We start from the raw sequence: 24,408 nt of genomic DNA, 5'->3' as shown, positions 1-24,408 counted from the left end.
CTACCGTAAGCGAGTACCTAACATTTAGCTAACGGTGACCCAACGGTGACCAGCATGAGCAAATCTTAACCTGCGGCAATAAATAGCGGGCATAAAAAAATCCAGTCACCGCTAAGTGACTGGATTTCTTGAGGATTTTTGGTCGGGACGGAGTGATTCGAACACTCGACCCCTTGCACCCCATGCAAGTGCGCTACCAGGCTGCGCTACGCCCCGACAATGCCTTCAGCTCTGCTGAAAGCGAATCGAACTATACACTAAGCGACTGAATATGTGAAAGTTTTTATGCCAGGCATTTAATTTTTAAGCACCTGAAGCACATCCTCAAGCTCGGTGATCATCTGCCGAATAAGCTGCTTATATTGGGTCGTATCCTCACGTGCCTCATCACCTGACATCCGCTGGCGAGCCCCACCAATCGTAAAGCCCTGCTCGTAAAGCAACGAGCGAATCTGCCGGATCATCAGCACGTCCTGGCGCTGATAATAGCGTCGATTACCACGACGCTTCACAGGGTTCAGCTGGGGAAACTCCTGCTCCCAATAGCGCAACACGTGCGGTTTTACAGCACACAGCTCGCTAACTTCACCGATGGTGAAATAGCGCTTGCCAGGTATCGTTGGCAGTTCGTCGTTATGACTTGGTTCCAGCATAGGCTTCGACTCTGGCTTTAAGTTTTTGCCCTGGCCGGAATGTCACGACACGACGCGCCGTGATCGGAATTTCCTCACCGGTTTTCGGGTTGCGCCCTGGGCGCTGTCGCTTGTCGCGCAGGTCAAAGTTGCCGAAACCGGACAACTTCACCTGCTCGTTATGCTCGAGCGCCTGTCGGATTTCCTCGAAAAACAGTTCGACCAGCTCCTTGGCCTCGCGCTTATTCAAGCCTAGCTCTTCATATAGACGTTCCGCCATTTCAGCTTTCGTCAGAGCCCCCATACGCTATTTCCTTAACGTGGCGTTGAACCTTTCTTCCAGGGAGGAGAGGATTTGCTGCATAGCACCACTCACCTCATCGTCGTTTAGAGTGCGCGAAGGGTGTTGCCAGGTCAAGCCGACTGCCACACTTTTGCTAAGAGGATCAATACCTTTACCTTGGTACACATCAAATAGCTTGAGGTCCGTCAGGTTCTCGCCTGCCGCGCCGCGAATGCATAGCAACACGTCGTCAGCCGGGATATCACGCGCCACCAAGATGGCCAGATCACGGCGCACCTCAGGGAAGCGAGACAGTTCACTGAAGCGCGGCAGTCGGCCTTCACTGATCTCAGATACGAGCAGCTCGAACAGATAGACCGGCTGATCGATTCCCAGCGTCGCAGCCAATTCCGGATGAAGACTCCCGATATAACCAACCAAGCGTTCATCCCGCTCGATTCGAGCCGTCTGACCGGGGTGCAGCGCTGGATGTTCAGCAGCGACAAACCCATACGAGACAGCATCGCCGGCAAAACCAAGCAAGGCCTCGACGTCGGCTTTCATGTCATAGAAGTCTGCGGCTGCTCGTTCATTGCTCCAGGCCTCTGGCAGGCGGCTCCCAGTAATGGCGCCCGCCAGCATCGACTCCTGCATCAACGCGCCCAGCTGGCCGACGAAACGCAGCCCGGTTTCGAACAGCCGTATGCGCGTTTGCTGACGATTGAGGTTGTACTGCAGCGCCTTGATCAACCCCGGCCAGAGCGTGGCGCGCATCGCCGCCATGTCCGAGGAAATCGGGTTGGCCAGCTGCAGCGGCTCGACACCAGGGCTGAACAGCTCGAACATTTTCGGATCGATAAAGCTGTATGTGATTGCTTCCTGGTAGCCACGAGCGACTAGCAACCGGCGCAAGGCGGGCAGTCCAGCGAGCGATTCAGGGCTGGCCTCCGGCGCGAGACGTGCCTGGGGGTAGCGAACCGGCAAGCGGTCGTAGCCATACAGACGCCCCAACTCCTCAATCAGATCCACCTCGAGACTGATGTCGAATCGGTGACTGGGCACGCTGATTTCCCAAGAATCTGGACTCAGCTCAACTACCCCAAGACCCAGGGCCGACAACAGAGAGACGACCTGATCGGCCGCCATGCTCAACCCGAGCATCTGCTCGATTCGATCCTTGCGCAGCAGGATTGGGGGAACAGTCGGAAGATCGACTTCACTGGCAGCCTCGATGACAGGGCCTGCGCTGCCACCCACAACCTCCAACAATAGCGCAGTAGCCCGCTCCAGGGCTCGACGTGCCAACTGAGAATCGACCCCGCGCTCGTAACGATGCGACGCATCGGTGTGCAAGCCGTAGGAGCGAGCCTTGCCGGCGAGCGCAATGGTGTCGAAAAAGGCACTCTCAAGGAACAGATCTTGAGTCGAGCCGCTGACACCGCTGTGCTCACCGCCCATCACACCCGCAATCGCCAGGGCGCGCTGATGGTCAGCGATGACCAGCGTATCGCTCCGCAATGTTACTTCCTGCCCATCGAGCAATACGATCTTTTCCTGCTCCGCTGCCATCCGCACCCTGATTCCGCCATTAATTTCGGCTAAATCGAAGGCATGCAGCGGCTGGCCGAGCTCGAGCATTACATAGTTGGTAACGTCCACCACCGCGTCAATACTGCGGATATCGGAGCGACGCAACCGCTCGACCATCCACAGCGGCGTAGATCGCGACAGGTCAACGTTACGAATTACCCGCCCGAGATAGCGCGGACAAGCTTTCGGCGCGAGCACCTCTACGGGGCGCACCTCATCATGGCTCGGGGGCACGGCAGCGATTTCGACGACAGTTACTGCTGCGTCATACATCGCACCAACTTCGCGTGCAAGCCCAGCGATCGAGAGGCAGTCGCCACGGTTCGGCGTCAGCCCAATCTCGATGCTCGCATCGTCCAGACCGAGATACGATCGCAAATCACTACCAATCGGAGCGTCGCTAGCCAACTCCATCAGCCCACTGTCATCGGTACCGATTTGCAATTCGGTTTCCGAGCAGAGCATGCCGTTGGACTCGACGCCGCGAAGCTTCGCTTTCTTGATTTTGAAGTCGCCCGGCAGTTGGGCGCCAATCATCGCGAAGGGGACCTTCAGACCAGCGCGAACGTTCGGCGCGCCGCAGACCACCTGCAACACCTCACGCCCATTACTGACCTGGCACACCCGCAACTTGTCTGCATCGGGATGCTGTTCGGCGCTCACCACCTCACCCACGACAACGCCGCTGAACTCGCCGGCAACCGGGACGACTGCATCGACTTCGAGGCCCACCATCGATAGCCGCGCCACCAACTCCTCGCGGGAAACCTGCGGATTGACCCACGTACGCAACCACTGCTCGCTGAATTTCATCCTGCTCTCCTAATGATTCTTTGACTGGACTCGGAACCTAGCGAAATTGCGCCAGAAACCTCAGGTCGTTATCGAAGAACAGGCGTAAGTCGTTGACGCCATATCGCAACATGGCAAGTCGCTCAGCCCCCATACCGAATGCGAAGCCTTGGTACTTTTCTGGGTCAATACCGGACATGCGCAGCACATTTGGATGCACCATGCCGCAGCCCATCACCTCAAGCCAGCCGGTCTGCTTGCAGACGCGACAACCTTTACCGCTGCACATCACACATTGCATGTCCACTTCAGCCGACGGCTCGGTGAAGGGGAAGAACGACGGCCGAAAACGGACCCCCAACGGTTTCTCAAAGAACACTCGCAAAAACTGCTCGATTGTGCCCTTTAGGTCCGCAAAGCTGATGCCCTCATCGACGAGCAAGCCCTCGACCTGGTGGAACATAGGCGAATGAGTGATATCCGAGTCGCATCGGTAGACACGCCCGGGACAGACGATACGAATGGGCGGCTGCTGCGACTCCATCGTACGGACCTGAACTGGCGAGGTATGGGTACGCAACAGCATGTTGGCGTTGAAGTAAAAGGTGTCATGCATCGCCCGCGCTGGGTGATGACCAGGGATATTGAGCGCTTCAAAGTTGTGGTAGTCGTCTTCAACCTCCGGCCCCTCGGCAACACTGTAGCCAATATGACTGAAGAACTGTTCGATCCGCTCTAGCGTACGCGTCACCGGATGCAGCCCGCCGGAGACCTCTCCACGGCCGGGTAATGTCACATCGATCCGCTCAGCAGCGAGCTTGGCGCTCAGTGCAGCTTGCTCAAGACCCGCCTTCTTGGCGTTCAACTCGTCCTGAACACGGCTCTTCGCTGCGTTAATGAGCGCACCGGCCTTTGGGCGCTCTTCCGCGGACAATTTACCCAGGGTCTGCATGACCTGAGTCAGCTCGCCTTTCTTGCCGAGATACTGAACCCGGATCTGCTCCAGGGCGGTGATGTCTTGACTATGTTGCACAGCCTCAAGCGCTTGCGAGACCAGTGCATCCAGGTTTTCCATGTACAACCTCCAGAGGTTCTTGCAGAACCGCACCAGACGATCAGCACTCAGGCTTTACGCGAGGTGCATTTTTGCAAATGCCCCTTCAGATACGAAATAGGGGAAGAGCACAAGGCTCTTCCCCTATCGGTGACGCTACAAATCCGAAGATTCGATTGTCGATGGGCTTAGGCCAGAGAAGCTTTAGCTTTTTCGACAATGGCAGCAAAAGCTGCTTTTTCGTTCACTGCCAACTCGGCCAGAACCTTACGGTCGATCTCGATAGCCGCTTTTTTCAGGCCAGCAATGAAACGGCTGTAGGACAGACCGTTTACACGAGCACCGGCATTGATACGAGCGATCCAAAGAGCGCGGAACTGACGCTTCCGCTGACGACGGTCACGGTAGGCATATTGGCCAGCCTTAATCACCGCCTGCTTGGCAACACGGAACACACGCGAACGAGCGCCGTAGTAGCCTTTGGCGAGTTTCAGAATTTTCTTGTGACGGCGACGAGCGACGACGCCACGCTTAACACGAGCCATGAGTTATTCCTCTGAGTCTTGACCGATTAACGAACGCGCAGCATGCGCTCTACTTTTGCGTTGTCAGACGGGTGCATCAGAGATGTACCACGCAGCTGACGCTTACGCTTGGTAGACATTTTGGTCAGGATGTGGCTCTTGAAAGCGTGCTTGTGCTTATAGCCATTTGCCGTCTTTTTGAAGCGCTTCGCAGCGCCACTTTTAGTCTTCATCTTTGGCATGTTCGGTACTCCACAGTGTGGGTGATTTCAAATAACCGCAAGGCCTGCCAGTGCCCTGGTGGTTACTTCTTCTTCTTGGGAGCGATGACCATGATCAGCTGGCGTCCTTCCATCTTTGGATGCTGTTCGACCGAACCGTATTCAGCCAGGTCACCTTCGACCCGCTTCAACAATTCCATCCCCAGCTCCTGATGCGCCATCTCACGACCGCGGAATCTCAACGAAACCTTGGCCCTGTCCCCGTCACTCAGGAAACGTACCAGGTTGCGTAGCTTGACCTGGTAGTCGCCCTCTTCCGTCCCTGGACGAAACTTCACTTCTTTAACTTGGATCTGCTTCTGGTTCTTCTTCGCTGCAGCGACCTGCTTCTTCTTTTCAAAGAGGTGCTTGCCGTAATCCATGATCCGGCATACAGGAGGAACGGCATCGGCGGAAATTTCCACCAGATCCAATTTGGCTTCTTCAGCTATACGAAGCGCTTCATCAATCGAGACGATGCCAACCTGCTCGCCATCGGCACCAATCAAACGGACCTCACGAGCCGAGATATTCTCGTTGATCGGGGCCTTGGGTGCAGCTCGTTTATCCTGTCTCATTTCACGCTTAATAGTCATTACTCCAATTCTTGGCGACCACGCCGGGAAACCGCTTGTGCCAGCAACTGCGTGAAGTCATCCAAGGGCATGGAGCCCAGATCAACGCCTTCGCGGGTGCGCACAGCAACGGCTCGTGTCTCAACTTCCCTGTCTCCAATAACCAAGAGATAGGGAACCTTGAGCAAGGTATGCTCGCGGATTTTAAAGCCGATCTTTTCGTTTCTCAAGTCAGACTTGGCACGGAAGCCGCTTTGACTGAGTGTTTTCTCCACTTCAAGAGCGAAATCCGCCTGCTTGTCAGTGATATTCATCACCACAGCTTGCGTCGGAGCCAACCAGGCCGGGAAAGCACCCTCATAGTGCTCGATCAAGATACCGATAAAGCGCTCAAACGACCCTAGAATCGCGCGATGCAGCATGATCGGCGTTTTTCGGCTGTTATCCTCCGCGACATAGCTCGCATCGAGACGCTGGGGCATGTTCGGGTCGTACTGCAAGGTGCCGCACTGCCAGGAACGCCCTAGGCAGTCGAGCAATGTAAACTCGATCTTCGGGCCGTAGAACGCCCCCTCACCCGGCAAATACTCCCAAGGCAAACCGGCTGCGTCCAGCGCACCCGCCAACGCAGCTTCGGCGCGATCCCAGAACGCATCGTCTCCGACACGCTTCTCAGGGCGCGTTGACAGCTTTAGCTTGATATCACTGAAGCCGAAATCAGCATAGACCTGCATGGTCAGCTTGATGAAATCAGCTGCCTCGGCACTGACCTGCTCTTCAGTACAGAAGATGTGCGCGTCATCCTGAGTAAAACCACGAACGCGCATGATCCCGTGCAGCGCACCGGAGGGCTCATTGCGATGGCAGGAGCCAAACTCAGCAAGACGCAGCGGCAACTCACGGTAACTCTTGAGCCCCTGATTGAACACCTGAACGTGGCAGGGGCAGTTCATCGGCTTGATCGCGTAATCGCGGCTTTCCGACTCAGTGGTAAACATGTTTTCAGCGTAGTTACCCCAGTGCCCGGACCTCTCCCACAGGCTGCGATCCACAACTTGCGGTGTTTTGATCTCCTGGTAGCCGTTCACACGCTGCACGCCGCGCATGTACTGCTCGAGCACTTGATAGATGGTCCAGCCATTCGGGTGCCAAAACACCATGCCCGGGGCCTCTTCCTGCGTATGGAAGAGATCAAGACGTTTGCCAATCTTGCGATGATCCCGCTTTTCAGCCTCTTCAATGCGCTGAATGTAGGCCGCTAGCTGCTTCTTGTCCGCCCATGCAGTGCCATAAACGCGCTGGAGCTGTTCGTTCTTCGCATCGCCACGCCAATAGGCGCCGGACAGCTTGGTCAACTTGAATGATTTGAGGAAACGGGTGTTAGGCACATGAGGACCACGACACATGTCGACGTATTCTTCGTGGTAATACAAACCCATTGCCTGCTCGTCGGGGATGTCCTCTACCAGGCGCAGCTTGTAGTCCTCGCCGCGCGACTGGAAAACATTGATCACTTCTTCACGCGGCGTAACCTTCTTGACCACGTCATAGTCAGTGTCGATCAGCTCCTTCATACGCTGCTCGATTGCAGCCATGTCGTCCGGCGTGAACGGCCGCTCGAAAGCGATATCGTAATAGAAGCCCTCGGCGATGACCGGGCCGATAACCATCTTCGCAGCAGGATAGAGTTGCTTGACTGCATGCCCAACCAGATGTGCGCATGAGTGACGAATGATCTCCAGCCCCTCGTCATCCTTCGGAGTGATGATCTGCAGGCTCGCATCGCGCTCAATCAGATCACAAGCATCGACCAATCGACCGTCCACCTTGCCCGCCAGGGTGGCCTTGGCGAGACCTGCGCCAATTGACTGAGCGACCTCAGCGACGGAAACGGGATGATCGAATGAACGCTGACTACCGTCAGGAAGAGTAATGATGGGCATGGCGCCTCCTCTCCTAGTGGTGACCCCTACCAAAGGCCACGTGGGTTGGGATGAGCCAGGAAAGCGATCCGTCGAATAACCTGCCGCACAGTGGCAGGAGCCTAAGCTGATCGAGGCGGATCGAAGTCACTGGAGATATACGGAGCACGGATGCTTTCAGAAAGCTGCCGCACTGACAAGCAAGGCATAAAAAAAGGGTCGCAAGCGCGACCCTTTTCGGAATTGGTAGGCACAATTGGATTCGAACCAACGACCCCCACCATGTCAAGGTGGTGCTCTAACCAACTGAGCTATGTGCCTCCGATGGACGCGCATTCTAGAGATTCGCCCGGGAGAGTCAAGCGCTTTTTTTCGCCAAGCTACTGATATCCGTAATTTTTGTATAAGCAGGCCGTAAGCTGTCGTTGCTATGGCGTTCTGCCGCGCTCTCGCGATAGCATCGGCGTAAAGTATTTTAAACGGGACAGTCAGAATGTCGCACACACCCTACCCAGCCTCCTACTACGCTGCCTCGGCAAACCCAGCACCTGCTCGCGACCACCTGAGCGGCGATATCGAGACCGACGTCTGCGTGATCGGCGCCGGTTATACCGGACTGTCGACTGCGTTATTCCTTCTTGAGCATGGATTTCGGGTTGTCGTGCTCGAGGCCGCCAAGGTTGGTTTTGGGGCGTCGGGACGCAATGGCGGCCAGATCGTTAATAGTTACAGTCGTGATATTGATACAGTCGAGCGCAGCGCCGGCTCGGAAGCTGCTCGGTTGATCGGAGCCATGGCGTTCGAGGGTGGGCACATCATCCGCGAACGGGTGGCGCGTTATGGCATCGACTGCGACTTGAAAAGCGGAGGCGTGTTTGCCGCTTTCAATGCCAAGCAGATGCACCACCTCGAGTCACAGAAAACGCTATGGGAGCGTTACGGCTACGACCAACTCGAGATGCTTGATCAAGACAGCATTAGAAACGTTGTAGCGTGCGAGCGATACACTGGCGGGATGCTGGACCACGGCGGTGGCCACATCCACCCGCTCAACCTTGCACTAGGTGAAGCTGCGGCCGTCGAATCGCTCGGCGGGGTCATCTACGAACAATCCCCTGCTGTTCGCATTGATCGAGGAAGCAGTCCGCGGATCCATACGCAGCACGGCCAGGTATCCGCGAAGTTCATTGTCGTTGCGGGAAATGCCTATCTTGGAGGACTGGTCCCGGAACTGGCAGCCAAATCCATGCCCTGCGGCACTCAGGTTATTGCTACAGAGCCACTCGAATCTGAGCTAGCTGCAACCCTCCTCCCCCAAGACTACTGCGTGGAAGACTGCAACTACCTGCTTGACTACTTTCGCCTGTCTGCGGATAAGCGATTGATCTATGGCGGCGGAGTGGTCTACGGCGCTCGCGACCCGGCCGATATCGATTCGATAGTCCGACCGAAAATGCTCAAGAATTTCCCACAACTGCGAGACGTCAAGACAGAGTTCGCATGGACAGGCAACTTCTTGATGACGCTGTCGCGCCTGCCGCAGGTCGGCCGACTTGGAGACAACATCTACTATTCCCAAGGTTGCAGCGGACATGGTGTGACCTACACCCATGTAGCAGGAAAAGTTATAGCCGAAGCGCTACGAGGGCAGGCCGAGCGCTTTGATGCCTTTGCCAGCTTGCCGCATTACCCCTTTCCTGGTGGACAGACATTCAGCGCGCCATTGAGCGCTCTCGGCGCCCTCTATTACAGCCTGCGCGACAGAATGGGCTTTTGAGGCTTCATCGCACAGGACATGCGGGCGGCGCTTCACAGGCGCCGCGCTCTTTGGACCCCGGGGGCAACGCCACCCGGAATCGTGCATCCTTCGGCGCCAATCGAACCGCACAAGCGCGGGCTGCAGATGCATGCACAGGGCATCCCCGCTCCGCCAATACATGCGAAAGATTAAACCAGCCAGGTGCGAATGAATTGTCCAGCTGCACACTGGTTCGCAGGGCTAGCTCCGCTGCGTCCTCCTCGCCTACCGCATACCGAGCGTTCGCCAGCACGAACCAAGACAAGCCCGTGGACCACCGTTGCGCAGCCGTTTCATAAGCGGCCCGAGCTGCACCAACATGCCCCGTCTGCTCTAGGTCATTTGCAGCCTTTAGCCATACAGTTTCCTGAGCAGTACGTGGCAACTGGTCAGGCGCGACGGTCACCACGGCCCATCGACTGCCCTTCGCCCAGCTTCTCTCGAACTGGCTAAAACTTCCGGTCCAGCGCCGTGTAGCCCCAGAGCGCAGCACAATGGTCTGCGCGGCCAGGTCATACCCCACCACAACCGCGAAATGCCACTGAGGCCAGCGATCAAAAGCGAGATTCTGCAGCACCAGAACGGGATTTCCCGCTGCGACTTCCGTCAGCACCGCTTGCAGTTGTGGCTCCAGTGGGTAGACCAGCAACTCGTGAGATCTAGCAGCCGCAACCATTTCGACCTGCAGGCTACCTTTGCGCTGCGGAAGATATACCCGCTCCACAAGCTGTTGCGGCTCAGTAGCGACGCCACGCTGGGTAAGCATAGTGGCAAGCGCTGCCGGCCCGCATTGATAGTCTTCCTGCGGGAAGAATGGCACTTCATCTAGTTCAACCCGCTCAGGAAGTCCTGAAGCTCCAACCGGGACGATTGGCGTTCGCGCACACGCCCCGAGGAGGATTACCGCAAACAGAAGTATCAATCGCGCCATCAACGATTGATACAGTTGACGAAGTTGAAGATGTTGGTGGCACAGAGCAGATCGGTCACTATGAAGATGACGAGAAACAGCACGATGATCCCAACGACTCCAGCACCGGCCGGCGCTTGATCCAACTGTTGATTGAATTGCGCAAGTTCTGCTGGTGTCAGGCTGTTGATGCGCTGTTCGACCTGATCTTGCTCAACGCCCATCGACACCAGTTTCTTCTGAACATCTTCGTTCTCAAGCATTGTCAGCAATTGCTGGCGATCTACCTGCTGCTGTTGTTCGGCAATTACTTCTGGGCTACCAATCATCGCCGCCTGGGCCAGTGGTATCTGAGCGAACAGCATGAAATGCATCGCTGCCAAGAGAGTGGCTACACGCTTCATCACGGATGAATTAAACATGGCGCAGTTCCTTTTTTATTGGCGGCCCAGTGCGGTGCGCAATGTGCCCTCAACGGTAAGACGGGGCAGCTGTTCCGCCAGTTCCCTTGTCCGCTATGGTTAGCCATCAGCAGACTCAACATGCCGACCCAGATCGGTTTTAACGATCAAACAGAAGGAGAACGCGTATGAACCTCGTCCGACCTGCCGCATTGATAGCATGCTGCAGCATCCTGATTGGCTGTCAGCCATCGCCCAGCACAGCGCAGGCAACTGGAGGCAGCGAGAGTCAATGCGACGCTTCTTTAGTTCAGACATTTGTTGGGGAGCAGGCGAGCCCGGAGCTACTCGATCAGGCGCGCCGAAAAAGCAAAGCCGCGACGGCTCGTATTGTTCGACCCGGAGAGGTAGTTACGCTGGAATACAACGCGCATCGGCTAACGCTGACGACAGACGAGTCGCTGAAAATTCAACGAATCAGCTGTGGTTGAGCAAAACCATCTTTCGCAGCCAAGAGCCCATAGAGCCGTTCGGATTCCTGCATAAAAACGATACGGACGGCAGCAGGCAGACTAGCCGTCATGCCTGCCGATCGCCGCGCTCAATGCGCCATTGCCCTCGTCCGCAAGCGGGTTGCGGAAAACGATTTCGGTGGGGCTAACAGGAAGTACAGGTCGTACTTCTTGATGATCATCTGAGCCAGCAACGGGGCTGCAAGCCCGACCAACGTTCCGACAATCAAGTGTACAGCGATGGAATCAATACCCATGAAGCTTCCGAGGATAACCCTAACGCCGCTTCCCGCGAGAATATGCATCAGGTAAATGGTCATTGATGAGGCGCCGATAAATAGCAGCCAGGCCATGCGAAGCCGACCGAGCCACATTGATAGAGCTACCACAAAAAGGATGGAAACAGTCGCGAGCGAGAGCACGGGCCATCCTCCCACCTCCCAGCTCAAGCCGAACGTCACGTGAAACAGGTATTGCCCGGCGACAAACGACGCGCCGAGCAACAAAGTGAGCGGGACATGTCTGGCGAGAAAGTACGCCTTGATCTCGTTAAACCAGATACCGAGCGCAAAAAACACGGCATTACCAAAGATAAATTTGCCGACACTGCCGACAGCCAGATCTCGACTGAGCACGTAAAGCACACCGAAAACCAGCAAAAGCGGTAAAAAGTAGCGACGGCTAGCCTTGGCATAGACAAAAGAACAGACAACGAAAACCAAAAACAGCGCGTACAGAAACCAGAACTGCGCCCGTGGTGACCAAAGCAATGAAAATACCTGCCCTAACGTGACATCACCGTTTGTGTAATTCGACAACACCACCTCTATCAGCCCCTGCAGAAGTGACCACACGATAAAGGGGTAGATGATGGTGTCTACTTTGTTGATGATCAGACCGGCTTTACCGCGTTTTACAAGCGAGTCGTAAAAAAACAACCCCGACAGAAAGAAGAACAGGGGCATGTGGAAGCTGTAGATGACACTGTCGACTAGCAGGTACTCGTCCTGATCCATCGGCAATCCGGCATTGAAGACCCCACGCGCAACATGCCCGTAGACGACAAGAATGATCCCAATGGCTTTGGCATAATCGACCCAGGCGTTTCTCTCCTGCATCCTATTTCTCCTTAGTTATGGGCAAGATCAGACACATCACAGCCAGATTTGCGAAGACGGGAAAAGTAGACAGTGAAAAAACCAATCAGTTTGTCCATCGCGCCGAGCCGACCACATTGGCCGACGTAATGCACCAGCTAGGCGTGGCCTCTGACTGGTTACCAGTCTGCCCTGGCCAAAGCAAACCAGGGCTCCAGGGTACGGCCTCGCTGGAAGAGAAATGCCGCAGGAACACTCCAACGAATTTCATGTCCTGCCTGCACTGACCGAAGGCCTGAGACCATTCACTCCCTGCCCGCAGGCAAATGCAACGCAACAGAACGGCGCAGGACTGACAAAAAATAATTCGTCCTGGCTTTCAACTAATCGACCGAGCACCCAGGTGTTATAGACCGGCTGACAAAGGAGTATTTGATGGCTCAGAGCTGGCTGGCGAATTGTTCGATCCTGCTACTGGCGGGCGGGCGCGGACAACGCATGGGCGGACGGGACAAGGGGCTCGTGGAGTGGCATGGGAAGCCGCTTGTAGCGTGGCCGCAGCGCATCGCCCGCCCCCTTACAGATGACCTCCTGATCTCGTGCAATCGCAACCAGACACAATACGCAGCGTTTGCCGACCGACTCGTTGGTGACGACGTCGCGGATTTTCAGGGGCCACTTGCAGGAATACGAGCGGGCCTCGCAGCAGCCAGGCATCCGTGGCTCATGGTGCTGCCCTGCGACGCACCTCTGGTCGACGAAGCACTGCTTATACAACTGTACGCTACGGCAAAGCTAGAGCCTGAGACGCCGCTGATGACCCGACGAGGCGCCCAATGGGAGCCCTTGTTCTGCATCATACCGGTCAGTCTCGCCCCCGCCATCGAGCACGCTTGGCAGAAGGGGGAGCGAAGTAACCTTAAGATTTTGCTGACCTTGCAAGCACGAGCACTTGATCTCGATGTAGACGATTCGCGCCTGGCTAATCTGAACTCACCCGAGCTGCTTTTGAAGCAGGCGCCTTCGGCGGGAACTTAGCCTTGTAGGCTGCCGTCACAGACGCAACTACAGAGGAGAATTATTATGCGCGCAGTCACCGGTTCCGCACTGGCAGTTCTGGTTGGGATGGCACTCCTAACCGGCTGCTCAAGCCCTAGTGTCATCACGCTTAACGACGGTCGCGAAATTCAAACACTGGACCAGCCTGAATATGATGACGAGGCAGGCTTCTACGAGTTTGAAGGAATCGACGGCAAACCGGGCAGAGTAAACAAGGATCAGGTTCGCACCGTTCAAGAGCTCTAGCTCTTTTCTTTTACACGCCAAGCTCGTGTTTGGCCTCAGAAAAAGCCTTCGCTAACGCTTGTGAAGCAAAACTTTTTCTGTAAAATGCGCGCCATCTTCGGAGCGTAGCGCAGCTTGGTAGCGCGTCTCGTTCGGGACGAGAAGGTCGCTGGTTCGAATCCAGTCGCTCCGACCAAAATCCCGCACAGGCTTATTTAGCCTAAAAAAACCGGCCCTTGAGCCGGTTTTTTTGTTTTTAGATGTGGACAGAAGCTTAACTGTGAACCCACCTAAATCAACTGCCTAACATGACCTCTGGCGACCAACGTTCACTTCAGCTCACCGCTGATATCCTAGCGTCGCAGGAACCAGACTACCTGCTCAACCTCGAACGGCCAATCCAGTTCGGCGCCCGTGTCGACACGACGTAGCACCGGTATGCGAAGGCCATAATCGTCTACCCAGTCCGAGCGCTCCGCGATATCTAGCAGCTCTACCAGCAACCCATTCTCCACGAGCGGTAGTACTACCGCCTCGGCTTGCTCACACAAGTGGCAGCCCAGCGTTCCGAACAATTGGCATTCCGGCAGATGCATAGTCAAGCGCTCAACCTAAAGGGCATGCCAATTCTAGCAGGCGGATCACGGTGCGGCAGCAGCCCGTAAACATCTCATTCTTTTGGACTACTCCGAATAAAAAATGTGACCTTGAGCCCACTCAAACGAGGGTTTGATTTTGCGAATCGACGCGCCGCTGGCAAACGGCTAGGATGCTGCAGCCCAAGCGACCGGAGAGTCACAGGGTTGGAGGCTGAGGTACGTAACGGAAGTGGCGCTCAGGCCACGTTTAGTTGGTCGAATACAACTTCCCGACGAGTCAACCAAGGCCCCGCGATTAAGCCTCAAAGACTAAGGTCTAAAGGCTCAAATACTGAGGTAGTGTTTTATTACACGGCGCCAAAGAGCGACTTCAGAGCATCATCCAACGAGGAGAAATAAGAAATGCTCAAGACCCCAATCGCCCGGGGCGTGGCCCTTGCCACTCTGGGAGCAACACTGGCTATTCCAACTATGGCTCAAGCAGCCTTTGTTGAAGACACCAAGGCTGGTTTGGAACTGCGTAACTTCTATTTCAATCGCGACTTTCGTCAGGACAATCTGACCAGCGCGAATCAATCGAAGCAAGAAGAATGGGCGCAAGGCTTCATCCTACGCGTTGAATCTGGCTACACCGAAGGCACCGTAGGTTTTGGTGTTGACGCACTCGGTCTGCTGGGCGTCAAGCTGTATTCCAGCGAAGACACTGCCGGCTCAGGCTTGATGCCTAGCTCCTTCGGAAACGAAGCTCCAGATGACTTCTCTGAATTTGGACTGACTGCGAAAGCCAAGCTCTCCGAAACAGTACTTAAGGTCGGTACTCTCCAACTGAAAAATCAGGCCATCGGCACCAGCGACAGCCGCTTGCTTCCTCAGGTCATGCAAGGCGCACAATTGGTTTCTAAGGAAATCAAAGATCTCACGCTCGAAGCCGGCTATGCCAATCGCATTAATCACCGTGACTCTACCAACTATCAGGTCATGGCTGTCAATACTGGTGGACGTCGGGGCATCACCATTGATGCCGGCGCAACAAACGAATCTGATGAATTCGTATTCTTAGGCGGTAACTATAAGCTGATGGAAAACCTGACAGCAGGTTATTACTACAGCAACCTAGAAGACCTGTATAAGCAACACTCGTATAACCTCGTCCATGTTCTGCCACTTGGCGACAAGCAGTCTTTGAAGACAGACTTGCGCTATGCACGGTCAACCGACGACGGTAGCAGCAATGTTGACAACAAAGCCCTCGGAGCGATGGTCACCTACTCTTTGAGCGGCCATAGCATTGGCCTGGGTTACCAGAAAATGAGTGGCGACACTGGATTCGCGTATCTGGCTGGCGCAACCGATCCGTTTCTTGTGAATTATGTTCAGATCAACGACTTTGCTAACGAAGATGAAAAATCTTGGCAGGCACGCTACGACTTTAATTTCGCTTCGATTGGCATTCCCGGCCTGACCTTCATGACCCGCTACGTCACTGGCGACAACTTCGAGCGTAGCGCTGGCGTAGAAGGAAAAGAGTGGGAACGTGATATGGACATTGCTTATACCTTCCAGGAAGGCGCGCTTAAAAACCTGAACCTGAAATGGCGTAATGCGACCGCCCGTAGCAATGGGACTGGTAACGATATCAACGAAAACCGCTTGATCGCGAGCTACACCATCCCGCTGATGTAATAAGCGAATGCTGCAGCAAACTGAGTAGCAATGGAAACCCGCGTCAGCGGGTTTTCTTTTTTCCGGAGTCTGATCATGCTGGGGAAGCAATACGTCCGCCAGGGCAGCGTAAGTGCTGCAGCCCCATTCAAACGGAACGGGAACCTTGTACCAGCTGCACGCTCGAAACCCTAAGCGCCGGGACCTATCGTTCCTGCGAGACTCAAGAGGAACTGCAGATGTCTACTGAATCGACTTTTGGCACCAGCGACAACACGCCCATCCCTGATGGAGCAGCTGGAACCGACACCTCATCTCTGATCAATAAGTCAGCTCATCGCCGCAACCTGCAGGCGGCTCAGAATGCGCTCATTGAAGAATTCCACACCCTCATCGGTGATACCGAGCGCCTGTTGAAACACACTCAGGATACGGCGGGCACTCAGACCGAAGAGCTCCGCGGCAAGATCAACGCCAACCTTAGCCGTGCGCGTCAAATGCTCAAGGACCAGGAAGGCACACTGAAAGAACAGGGCCAAGCGGCTATCCAGTGCACCGAGGAGTATGTTCATACTCACCCGTGGCAATCGATCGGGATCGCAGCGGGAGTTGGCTTTCTCTTCGGCCTGATCACCCGCCGTTAATAATGTGGGGAACGGATCCAATGGAAACCAGACACGCTGACGACGCCCCGACGCCGTCCATCAAGAAGATGGGCAGCGCGCTTGCTGGCCTCGTACAAGGGCATCTGGAGCTCATCGGAATTGAGATTCAGGAAGAGCGAGCCCGGGTATTCAAGCTGTTCCTTCTTGCCAGTATCAGCTTGATCCTCGGGCTGCTGATTCTCGTTGGGCTATCAGCTGCAATCGTGATCGCCTTCTGGGACAGCAACCCTATCGCCGCCATTCTGGTTCTCTGTGCTATCTACGCAGTTGTGCTGGCCGTCTGCATCAGCCGCGCCGTGCGCATCGTCAAAGAAAGCGTCTCGCCTTTCCAGGCGACGGTCGAAGAATTGGCCCGCAACCGGGAGCGTTTACTGCCATGAGCCTACCGTTAAGTAGCTCCGGCGATTTAGCCATGCGCAAGGACCTTGTTCGCTTGCGCATGGAAATGAACCGCCAACAAGTTCTATATCACTCACAGCCATTGGTTCACCCCTTCCAACGAATCAAGGGAATGGTCGCGAGCCGTAGCCATGGCGCTTCCTCAGAGCACCATAACGGCAAGGGCCCGCTGATGATTGCAGCAACCCTGGGGTTAACCCTGTTCGGCCGTCGACTGGGCAAGGTTGGCAAACTGGCTAGAGTAGGGATGATGCTTTACCCCCTCATCCGCAGGCTGCGGCATTAAGGGATAAAACATCTGCTCAGCAGGCGAAGCAGAGCCGATCAATATCTCAGCAAATGCGGATGGTCTAGCGATCAGCAACTCTGTAGGCTGACAGCCAGTTACTGATTGGTCATTGGGCGGTTCGGTTGCGTGCGTCGAGCAAGCTGCTGCGCTGGCAAGCCGCCCCCATCTGGCGACATCAAGGAGATTGCTCTTTGGACTGGCACACGCTGCTGAATCGAGAGCGGCTCGGAAAATCCGTACACAGCAATGAAGAGCTTGGTCGAAGTCCGTTTCATAAGGACCACGACAGAATCATCTTCTCTGGAGCGTTCCGCCGGCTTGGACGCAAGACTCAGGTCCATCCGGTCTCAAGCAACGACCACATTCATACGCGACTTACCCACTCGCTGGAAGTCAGCTGCGTCGGCCGCTCGCTCGGCATGCGTGTAGGTGAAGTGCTCCGGGATGATATGCCAGAGTGGTGCAGCCCGGCGGATCTCGGCATGGTCATTCAGTCCGCCTGCTTGGCGCACGACATTGGCAATCCACCGTTTGGTCACTCTGGAGAGGATGCAATACGCCACTGGTTTCAACAGGCGGCCGCGCGTGGCTGGCTGGACGACATGAGCGATGCCGAACGTGCCGATTTTCTCAATTTTGAAGGCAACGCCCAAGGTTTCAGGGTACTTACACAGCTCGAATATCACCAGTTCGACGGCGGAACGCGCCTTACCTACGCAACACTAGGAACTTACCTCAAGTACCCTTGGACATCACGCCACGCCGAAGCGCTTGGCTATAAAAAACACAAATTTGGTTGCTACCAGAACGAACTGCCGCTATTGGAGCAGATAGCAGCCAAACTCGGCCTACCGAAGTTAGACGAACAACGGTGGGCGCGTCATCCCCTTGTGTATCTGATGGAAGCTGCGGACGACATCTGTTACGGGCTCATCGACCTCGAAGATGGGCTTGAAATGGACCTTCTGGAGTATGCCGAGGTGGAAGCCCTACTGCTGAATCTGGTGGGAGATGACGTACCTGAAACATACAGGCAGCTCGGTCCCGAAGGCTCACGTCGGCGCAAGCTGGCTATCCTCAGAGGCAAGGCCATCGAACACCTGACTAACGCTGCTGCAGAAGCCTTCGTCGAGCAACAGCAAGCGCTGCTGACAGGATACCTCACCGGGGATCTGGTTGAGCATATGCATGGGCCAGCCAAACAATGCGTTCTGCAGGCCAAGGCGCTGGCCAGGGAAAAGATATTCCAAGACAAGCGCAAAACGCTGCATGAGATTGGCGCCTACACCACACTTGAGATCCTGCTTAACGCTTTCTGCGGTGCAGCGCTCGAGCAACACGGCGGTCGAACGCCATCGTTCAAGAACCGCCGCATCCTGGATCTGCTCGGCAATAACGCGCCAGATCCTCATTGGCCGCTGTATCAGGCATTTGTTCGAATGATCGACTTCATTGCAGGCATGACCGACAGCTACGCGACCGAGATGGCCAGCGAAATGACCGGACGCTCGAGCCCCACGTGAGCCTGATAAATAGGTCGCCATGGAAGGTTATTGGCTGGCAACCTGGCCGGCCCGCCTGGGGGGCTGCCGCGGTCGCCGGCCTGGGTTGTGCCCTGCCCCTGCTGCTCGGTTTATTCAGCGGGCATCCAGGTTTCCTTTGGGCAACAGTCGGCGCGTTCCAAGCAGCCAAGGCGAACCCACTCCACCGCCTCGGCATGCTGCGAATGCTGCTCTTGATCGGGCTTGGCGCTGGGAGCGCTGGGCTCGGCTTCTGGTCAGCCCCCCACCCGCTTGTCAGCCTCGGCCTGTTTGCCTTTTATGGATTGCTGCTAGCGTGGCTGCAGCGATATGGCAGCGAGGCCGGTAAGCTCGGCATAGGCCTGGCGATTTGCTTGTGTCTAGGCCAAGGTCAGCATGGCATCGGGGACTTTAATAATCCTCAGGCCATTGCGGCGCTGTTCGCCCTCGGAGGCCTTTGGGTCACCCTTCTGGCGTTCGGTCTCCGAGGCATGCATGGCCTGCGCATGTGGCCTTACATGCCGCGACTGTTGAGCATGTTAAAAGTGTTACGTCGCCGGGCGCGGCGAACACCAATTCGCCAATGGCGCCTGCACGCGATTACTTACATTCTGGCTGCGGCGACTGGCGGCCTGATCGTGACCCTGGCAGATCTGCCACGCGGCTACTGGCTGACACTAGCCGTGTTCACCACGCTGCAGATGGACCTGCAACGCAGCCTCATTCGCGCCCTACAGGCCGGCATTGGAATCTTCTGTGCAGCAGCAATACTGATCTACATGGGCCACAGCCTGGCCGACCCACCCATGATGGTGATGATCATGTTGCCGCTCGTCATGCTCAGCAGGGCATTCCAGGCACATCACTATGGCTTGTTTGTCCTGCAGACAACCTTGAGTTTTCTTCTGCTGGCCGAAACCTTGGCGCAAGACTGGGAATTGCCACAGCTGCGCCTGATCAACGCAGCCATCGGGGTCGGCGTGGCGCTGTCTGTTACCTTGCTGATGTATCTACTGCGTCGGCTGGTCACCCGGATTGCATTGCGCAGATCCAGGCAAACAGCCGTAACCGATCAGGGCAAGGATGACTCGATCATGCCTTAGCGTTGATCTCGTTTTCCGGGTACCAAACGTCCATCAACGGGCTTACGTTGAATTCGGACAGTTCGTTGCGACTCTTGAGCCAAGCCTCGATCTGACCGCGCTGCTCTTCGTTGACCGAGCCACGGCTTGCGAGGCAGACGAAACCGTAATCTTCGCCACCAACATAGCCCAGACCATTGGTTTCGATGGCTTCGTTCAGGAAGGCTTCAAGAAACGCATCGACCGCCTTGGCCTCAAGGCCGTCACGGTAGGTCAGACTGACCTCGAAACCCAGTTCCTGGAATTCGTCGACACAAAGTTTTTTGCGCAAACGACGCGAGCGATTGGTAGCCATTGATTCGGTCCTTAGATAACGATGATGACGGCGCGCACTCTAACAGCAACAGGAGGCTTGTGCGATTGCAGCGCCGGCCTGGTGGCCGATACTCCGACCGCTGATTACTTGCTTATCTTTGTTTGCAGGGAGACGAGCCAGACGTCTACGCTTGTCGGATGAGAAGCATGTCACTTCTCGGACGTGGGCATAATAGCCCGCCCTCTTTTCCCTGAACGCTGTAGGGAACCGCTATGTCATTGATTTCGAGCCTGTCTGCACCAGCCAACCGGAGCCGCGCGACCCGTCAGTTGCGGTCCCGCCTCGCCGCTGCCGCGCTGACGCTGCCACTAGTGATTCCGGCCTTCGCCGAAACGGTCAATCAGACCTTACCAACCCGCGTGGTACAGGCACTCAAGACAAACAAGATCGAAACCAGCGCCCTTTCCGTAGTCATGCTTCCACTCAACGGCACCGGATCACCCACCTTTGTTAATGCGGATGTCTCAGTCAACCCCGCTTCGACCATGAAGCTGGTCACGACGTACGCCGCGCTGGAACTGCTCGGGCCCAACCATCAGTGGAAAACAGAGTTCTATGCTGACGGGCCGATTGAGAACGGCACGCTGAACGGCAACCTTTACCTCAAGGGCGGCGGTGATCCAAAGCTCAACATGGAAAAGCTCTGGTTGTTGCTGCGGGACCTGCGGGCCAATGGCGTCGAGACCGTTACCGGTGATCTTGTCCTTGACCGCAGCCATTTCGTGCAACCCACGCTGCCGGTATTCGACGACGACGGCAATGACAAGAACAAGCCTTTCCTGGTCGGACCGGATGCGTTGTTGGTCAACCTCAAGGCACTTCGTTTCATTGCCCGCAACGATGGCGGGAACGTGAAGGTTCTGGTTGAACCGCCAATCGCCACAGTTCAGATCGACAATCGCATTCAGGCCTTACCAAAAGCAAAATGCCCGGGATGGCCCGACATCCGCTACAACCCGATCGAAAACGGTAAAGGGGTGACCGTGGTGGTCACGGGCAAGCTCCCGGCTGGATGCAGCGGACAAACCTACCTTTCAGTACTGGACCATCAGCGCTACGCCGCCGGTGCCGTTCGCGCGATCTGGAAAGAGCTTGGCGGCACCATTCTCGGTGAGGATCGAGTAGCACCGGTGGCAGCTGACGCCAAGATGATCGCGCGAGCTTATTCGCCAGATCTGGTGGAGATCATTCGCGACATCAACAAGTACAGCAACAACACCATGGCACGACAGTTGTTCCTGAGCTTGGGTGCTGAGTTCCGTAACGAAGCGGATGCAGATGACTCCATGGCCGCGCAGCGTGTGATACGTCAGTGGCTGGCAAAAAAGGGGTTGATTTCGCCGCATCTGGTCATCGAGAACGGATCTGGCCTGTCGCGGGCCGAGCGCGTCAGCGCGCGAGAGCTGGCCAGCTTGCTACAAGCCGCATGGAAAAGCCCATACGCCGCCGAATTCATTTCATCGATGCCCTTGGCTGCGGTGGACGGCACCATGCGCAAGCGGCTTCGTAATACAGGGGTTGCCGGCAAGGCTCACGTCAAGACCGGAACGCTGAACACGGTGCGTGCGATCGCTGGGTATAGCCGCGACAACGACGGCAATACCTGGGCTGTCGTCGCAATCCTCAACCATCCTCGCCCGTGGGGCGCTTCCTCGGTGCTGGACCAGGTGTTGGTCAGTCTCTATAACCGTCCCGGCAACGAAAATACCGCGCAACGCTAGTCCATTCAGTGCCACCGTCGCGACACCACGCCGGCACTGAATTGAACTGGATCACTGGCGCAGCGAATCAGCTGCGTGATGGCGATGCCGGTGGATACCGAAACGCAGCACCCTCCCTAACAGATCAGCGCGCTTGGAGTTTCCAGGCGCGATGAATCTTGCTGTTGCGGCGGAAATCTTCATCCAGAGTGGCGCCGGTAATTTCCTCCACGGCGTAGCGCTCGGCAACGCCCGGATCGAGGACGAATTTGCGAAAGTTGTTGGAAAAATACAGCGTGCCGCCAGCGGCCAGTCTAGCCATCGCCAGGTCGAGCAAGGCGACATGATCACGCTGGACATCGAACACCCCTTCCATGCGCTTCGAGTTGGAGAACGTTGGCGGGTCGATAAAGATCAGATCGTATTCGCCACGGTCCTCCTCCAACCACGCCATGACATCGGCCTGCTCCAAACGCTGTCGATCCGACAGGCCATTGAGCGCCAGATTGCGCCGCGCCCAATCCAGATAGGTTTTTGACAGGTCGACACTCGTCGTGCTGCGAGCGCCGCCCTTCGCCGCGTGAACCGTCGCGGTAGCGGTGTAGCAATAAAGGTTCAAGAAGCGCTTGCCTGCCGCTTCGCGCGCAATGCGCTGGCGCATCGGCCGGTGGTCGAGAAACAGCCCGGTATCGAGGTAATCAGTGAGATTCACCAGCAGCTTGACGTCGCCCTCTGTGACCTCAACAAAGGTGCCTTGAGTGGCTTGGCGCTCGTACTGCCGCGTTCCGCTCTGGCGCTCACGACGCTTGACCACCACCCGGTCCTGAGGAATACCCAAAGCTTGCGGGATAGCGCCTAGGGCGTCGTAGAGTCGTGCCTGGGCTTTCTCGGGATCGATCGAGCGCGGTGGCGCGTATTCCTGCACATGCACCCAGTCGCCGTAGAGATCAATGGCCAAGGCATACTCAGGCATGTCTGCATCGTACAAGCGATAGCATTGAATGCCTTGCTTGCGAGCCCACTTACCGAGCAGCTTCAGATTCTTCTGCAGCCGGTTGGCGAACATCTGCCCGCCCTCACTGAGGCGCGCCAATTCCGCTACGGGTTTCTCTTCGCTCTTGCTTTCAGCGGTGGCCGCTCGCTGACCAGTGACGAACTGATCCAGCTCGACCTTGATCAACAACAGCTTGCAAGGCAGTGCCCCGTTCCAGAAAGCGTATTGCTTGTGGCTACGGATGCCCATGCGCTTGCCCAGATCCGGGGCTGACGTCAGCACCGCAGCCTCCCAGCCGAGACAGGCCTGGCGTAGTCGCTCGCCAAGGTTCTGATACAAGTAGACCAGACTCGCCTCATCGCCCAGGCGCTCACCATATGGTGGGTTGCAGATGACCAGGCCCTTCTGATGTTGATCCGGTCTAGGCTCGAACGTCGCTACATCGCCTTGGTAAACACGGATCCAGCTCGCCAGCCCAGCGCGCTCGATGTTGTTCTTTGCGGGCTGGATCAGACGCGGGTCCGCCTCGTAACCTCGAATCCACAGCGGCGGTCGGGCCATGCCCGCGTCGGCACGCGCCTGGGCTTCGGCGTGCAGGCGATTCCACAGAGCAGGCACATGGCCGAGCCAGGCACTGAACCCCCAGCGCTCACGGCGAAGATTAGGGGCGATGTCCGCCGCTATCATCGCGCCTTCGACCAGGAAGGTGCCGACGCCACACATTGGGTCGGTCAGAGCGCCGCCAGCAGCAGCGATGCGAGGCCAACCCGCACGGATCAGTACGGCCGCTGCAAGGTTCTCCTTGAGCGGAGCCGCACCCTGCTGAAGACGGTAGCCACGCTGGTGCAGGCTATGCCCAGACAGGTCCAGGGACAGCACTGCCTGCCCCCGATCAAGACGCAGGTGGATGCGCAGGTCCGGGTTCAGCTTGTCGACACTGGGTCGCTCGCCGCCTGCGGTGCGGAGCCGATCGACAATGGCATCCTTGACCTTCAGAGCGCCAAAGTGAGTGTTGTCGATCCCGGAGCCATGGCCGCTGAACTCAACCGCCAGACTACCCGTTGCTGCGAGATGCTCCGCCCAGTCGACCTGATGAACTCCCTCATAGAGGGTTTCGGCATTCACCGTGGAAAAACGCTCGATCACCAACAACACCCTGTTGGCCAGCCGAGACCACAGGCATAGTCGGTAGGCGACCTCCATGCTGGCAAAGCCGCGAATCGCGGCGGTCTGCTCACGCGCCTCCTCGAGCCCGAGCTCCTTGGCTTCTTCGAGCAACAGGCCCTCGAGCCCTTTTGGGCAGGTGAGGATAAGTTCGTGGCGATCAGTCATGGCATGTCCAGTTAATTTGTTCGATCCGGTTGAGCACTCTCCCAGATCTCGTGTCGATGTTCGGGCGGTTTGCGGCTGTCTTTCGTCGCGAAGCAGACGCTGCGGTACCACTTTGGCAGTGCGGGGAGCGCTCCCCGCCTGCCTTATGGGCGGCAC

Annotated in this window: 25 protein-coding genes and 3 tRNA genes; 12 read left to right on the top strand and 16 right to left on the bottom strand. The window is 56.5% G+C overall.

All coding sequences use genetic code 11. The features are described 5' to 3' along the window. Positions 1–139 precede the first annotated feature (139 nt). The 10 genes from ACSSNI_RS04170 to ACSSNI_RS04125 form a co-directional block, all read right to left on the bottom strand. Positions 140–216, bottom strand: a tRNA-Pro gene (locus tag ACSSNI_RS04170). An 80-nt stretch (positions 217–296) separates the two neighbouring features. Then, positions 297–653: a MerR family transcriptional regulator gene (locus ACSSNI_RS04165; protein WP_025242142.1), complete on the bottom strand. Its 357-nt coding sequence runs from the start codon at positions 651–653 to the stop codon at positions 297–299. Next, a complete protein-coding gene (gene ihfA, locus ACSSNI_RS04160) occupies positions 634–936 on the bottom strand; it encodes an integration host factor subunit alpha (protein ID WP_003282572.1) in 303 nt (100 codons plus the stop codon). The genes ACSSNI_RS04165 and ihfA overlap by 20 nt, the downstream gene beginning before the upstream one ends. Before the next feature lie 3 nt (positions 937–939). Next, complete coding sequence (pheT, locus tag ACSSNI_RS04155) at positions 940–3,318, bottom strand: phenylalanine--tRNA ligase subunit beta (RefSeq protein WP_200639428.1); 2,379 nt, start codon at positions 3,316–3,318, stop codon at positions 940–942. Between the two features lie 37 nt (positions 3,319–3,355). Then, positions 3,356–4,372, bottom strand: coding sequence for a phenylalanine--tRNA ligase subunit alpha (gene pheS / locus ACSSNI_RS04150; RefSeq protein WP_200639427.1), 1,017 nt, complete (start codon positions 4,370–4,372; stop codon positions 3,356–3,358). Positions 4,373–4,539: 167 nt separating this feature from the next. Continuing rightward, the gene (rplT, locus tag ACSSNI_RS04145) at positions 4,540–4,896 is read right to left on the bottom strand and encodes a 50S ribosomal protein L20 (RefSeq protein WP_019339387.1); all 357 of its coding nucleotides are present in this window, start codon (positions 4,894–4,896) and stop codon (positions 4,540–4,542) included. Between the two features lie 26 nt (positions 4,897–4,922). Continuing rightward, positions 4,923–5,117: a 50S ribosomal protein L35 gene (gene rpmI, locus ACSSNI_RS04140; RefSeq protein WP_019339386.1), complete on the bottom strand. Its 195-nt coding sequence runs from the start codon at positions 5,115–5,117 to the stop codon at positions 4,923–4,925. Positions 5,118–5,179: 62 nt separating this feature from the next. Beyond that, positions 5,180–5,731: a translation initiation factor IF-3 gene (infC, locus tag ACSSNI_RS04135; RefSeq protein ID WP_019339385.1), complete on the bottom strand. Its 552-nt coding sequence runs from the start codon at positions 5,729–5,731 to the stop codon at positions 5,180–5,182. Further along, positions 5,731–7,653: a threonine--tRNA ligase gene (gene thrS / locus ACSSNI_RS04130; RefSeq protein WP_200639426.1), complete on the bottom strand. Its 1,923-nt coding sequence runs from the start codon at positions 7,651–7,653 to the stop codon at positions 5,731–5,733. The genes infC and thrS overlap by 1 nt, the downstream gene beginning before the upstream one ends. Before the next feature lie 223 nt (positions 7,654–7,876). Next, positions 7,877–7,953, bottom strand: a tRNA-Val gene (locus ACSSNI_RS04125). A 172-nt stretch (positions 7,954–8,125) separates the two neighbouring features. Here ACSSNI_RS04125 and ACSSNI_RS04120 point away from each other — a divergent pair. Continuing rightward, a complete protein-coding gene (locus ACSSNI_RS04120) occupies positions 8,126–9,409 on the top strand; it encodes an NAD(P)/FAD-dependent oxidoreductase (protein ID WP_200639425.1) in 1,284 nt (427 codons plus the stop codon). A gap of 4 nt (positions 9,410–9,413) precedes the next feature. On the opposite strand, the gene ACSSNI_RS04115 is transcribed toward ACSSNI_RS04120, so the two are convergent. Continuing rightward, complete coding sequence (locus ACSSNI_RS04115) at positions 9,414–10,364, bottom strand: PA2778 family cysteine peptidase (RefSeq protein WP_200639424.1); 951 nt, start codon at positions 10,362–10,364, stop codon at positions 9,414–9,416. Next, positions 10,361–10,762 carry a PA2779 family protein gene (locus ACSSNI_RS04110; protein WP_200639423.1) on the bottom strand — a complete coding sequence of 134 codons (402 nt, stop codon included), beginning with the start codon at positions 10,760–10,762 and terminating at the stop codon, positions 10,361–10,363. Before ACSSNI_RS04110 ends, ACSSNI_RS04115 begins: the two co-directional genes overlap by 4 nt. A 167-nt stretch (positions 10,763–10,929) precedes the next feature. On the opposite strand from ACSSNI_RS04110, the gene ACSSNI_RS04105 reads away from it, so the two are divergent. Beyond that, a complete protein-coding gene (locus ACSSNI_RS04105) occupies positions 10,930–11,232 on the top strand; it encodes an I78 family peptidase inhibitor (RefSeq protein WP_200639422.1) in 303 nt (100 codons plus the stop codon). A gap of 110 nt (positions 11,233–11,342) precedes the next feature. Here the strand turns inward: ACSSNI_RS04105 and ACSSNI_RS04100 are convergent, their stop codons facing one another. Beyond that, a complete protein-coding gene (locus ACSSNI_RS04100; RefSeq protein ID WP_200639421.1) occupies positions 11,343–12,371 on the bottom strand; it encodes an acyltransferase family protein in 1,029 nt (342 codons plus the stop codon). A gap of 414 nt (positions 12,372–12,785) precedes the next feature. Between ACSSNI_RS04100 and mobA the strand changes: the two genes are divergently transcribed. The 3 genes from mobA to ACSSNI_RS04085 all read left to right on the top strand — a co-directional run bounded on the left by mobA (position 12,786) and on the right by ACSSNI_RS04085 (position 13,830). Continuing rightward, a complete protein-coding gene (gene mobA, locus ACSSNI_RS04095; RefSeq protein WP_200639420.1) occupies positions 12,786–13,388 on the top strand; it encodes a molybdenum cofactor guanylyltransferase MobA in 603 nt (200 codons plus the stop codon). A 45-nt stretch (positions 13,389–13,433) separates the two neighbouring features. Further along, positions 13,434–13,655 carry a YgdI/YgdR family lipoprotein gene (locus tag ACSSNI_RS04090; RefSeq protein ID WP_200639419.1) on the top strand — a complete coding sequence of 74 codons (222 nt, stop codon included), beginning with the start codon at positions 13,434–13,436 and terminating at the stop codon, positions 13,653–13,655. A 98-nt stretch (positions 13,656–13,753) separates the two neighbouring features. Further along, a tRNA-Pro gene (locus ACSSNI_RS04085) sits at positions 13,754–13,830 on the top strand. Positions 13,831–13,987: 157 nt separating this feature from the next. Here ACSSNI_RS04085 and ACSSNI_RS04080 read toward each other — a convergent pair. Continuing rightward, on the bottom strand, positions 13,988–14,230 hold the full coding sequence (locus ACSSNI_RS04080) for a glutaredoxin family protein (RefSeq protein ID WP_102836248.1): 243 nt from the start codon (positions 14,228–14,230) through the stop codon (positions 13,988–13,990). A gap of 405 nt (positions 14,231–14,635) precedes the next feature. Here ACSSNI_RS04080 and ACSSNI_RS04075 point away from each other — a divergent pair, with 405 nt between their 5' ends. The 6 genes from ACSSNI_RS04075 (at position 14,636) to ACSSNI_RS04050 (ending at position 19,871) form a co-directional block, all read left to right on the top strand. Continuing rightward, a complete protein-coding gene (locus ACSSNI_RS04075) occupies positions 14,636–15,916 on the top strand; it encodes an OprD family porin (protein ID WP_200639418.1) in 1,281 nt (426 codons plus the stop codon). A 218-nt stretch (positions 15,917–16,134) separates the two neighbouring features. Beyond that, positions 16,135–16,539, top strand: a complete 405-nt coding sequence (locus ACSSNI_RS04070) for an ElaB/YgaM/YqjD family protein (RefSeq protein ID WP_102836246.1) — start codon at positions 16,135–16,137, stop codon at positions 16,537–16,539. A 20-nt stretch (positions 16,540–16,559) separates the two neighbouring features. After that, a complete protein-coding gene (locus ACSSNI_RS04065; protein ID WP_148926190.1) occupies positions 16,560–16,940 on the top strand; it encodes a phage holin family protein in 381 nt (126 codons plus the stop codon). Continuing rightward, complete coding sequence (locus ACSSNI_RS04060; RefSeq protein WP_200639417.1) at positions 16,937–17,245, top strand: hypothetical protein; 309 nt, start codon at positions 16,937–16,939, stop codon at positions 17,243–17,245. Before ACSSNI_RS04065 ends, ACSSNI_RS04060 begins: the two co-directional genes overlap by 4 nt. A gap of 194 nt (positions 17,246–17,439) precedes the next feature. Continuing rightward, complete coding sequence (locus ACSSNI_RS04055) at positions 17,440–18,771, top strand: deoxyguanosinetriphosphate triphosphohydrolase (RefSeq protein WP_200639416.1); 1,332 nt, start codon at positions 17,440–17,442, stop codon at positions 18,769–18,771. Beyond that, on the top strand, positions 18,768–19,871 hold the full coding sequence (locus ACSSNI_RS04050; RefSeq protein WP_325166584.1) for an FUSC family protein: 1,104 nt from the start codon (positions 18,768–18,770) through the stop codon (positions 19,869–19,871). Before ACSSNI_RS04055 ends, ACSSNI_RS04050 begins: the two co-directional genes overlap by 4 nt. Here the strand turns inward: ACSSNI_RS04050 and ACSSNI_RS04045 are convergent. Next, on the bottom strand, positions 19,861–20,205 hold the full coding sequence (locus tag ACSSNI_RS04045) for a YggL 50S ribosome-binding family protein (RefSeq protein ID WP_200639415.1): 345 nt from the start codon (positions 20,203–20,205) through the stop codon (positions 19,861–19,863). The genes ACSSNI_RS04050 and ACSSNI_RS04045 overlap by 11 nt on opposite strands. Before the next feature lie 233 nt (positions 20,206–20,438). Between ACSSNI_RS04045 and dacB the strand changes: the two genes are divergently transcribed. After that, the gene (gene dacB / locus ACSSNI_RS04040) at positions 20,439–21,947 is read left to right on the top strand and encodes a D-alanyl-D-alanine carboxypeptidase/D-alanyl-D-alanine endopeptidase (RefSeq protein ID WP_187433559.1); all 1,509 of its coding nucleotides are present in this window, start codon (positions 20,439–20,441) and stop codon (positions 21,945–21,947) included. Positions 21,948–22,071: 124 nt separating this feature from the next. Here dacB and rlmKL read toward each other — a convergent pair whose 3' ends face one another. Continuing rightward, complete coding sequence (gene rlmKL, locus ACSSNI_RS04035) at positions 22,072–24,252, bottom strand: bifunctional 23S rRNA (guanine(2069)-N(7))-methyltransferase RlmK/23S rRNA (guanine(2445)-N(2))-methyltransferase RlmL (protein WP_200639414.1); 2,181 nt, start codon at positions 24,250–24,252, stop codon at positions 22,072–22,074. Positions 24,253–24,408: the final 156 nt, after the last annotated feature.

The organism is Stutzerimonas tianxiuensis (assembly GCF_053470365.1).
This window is presented reverse-complemented; position numbering and strand designations above follow the sequence as displayed.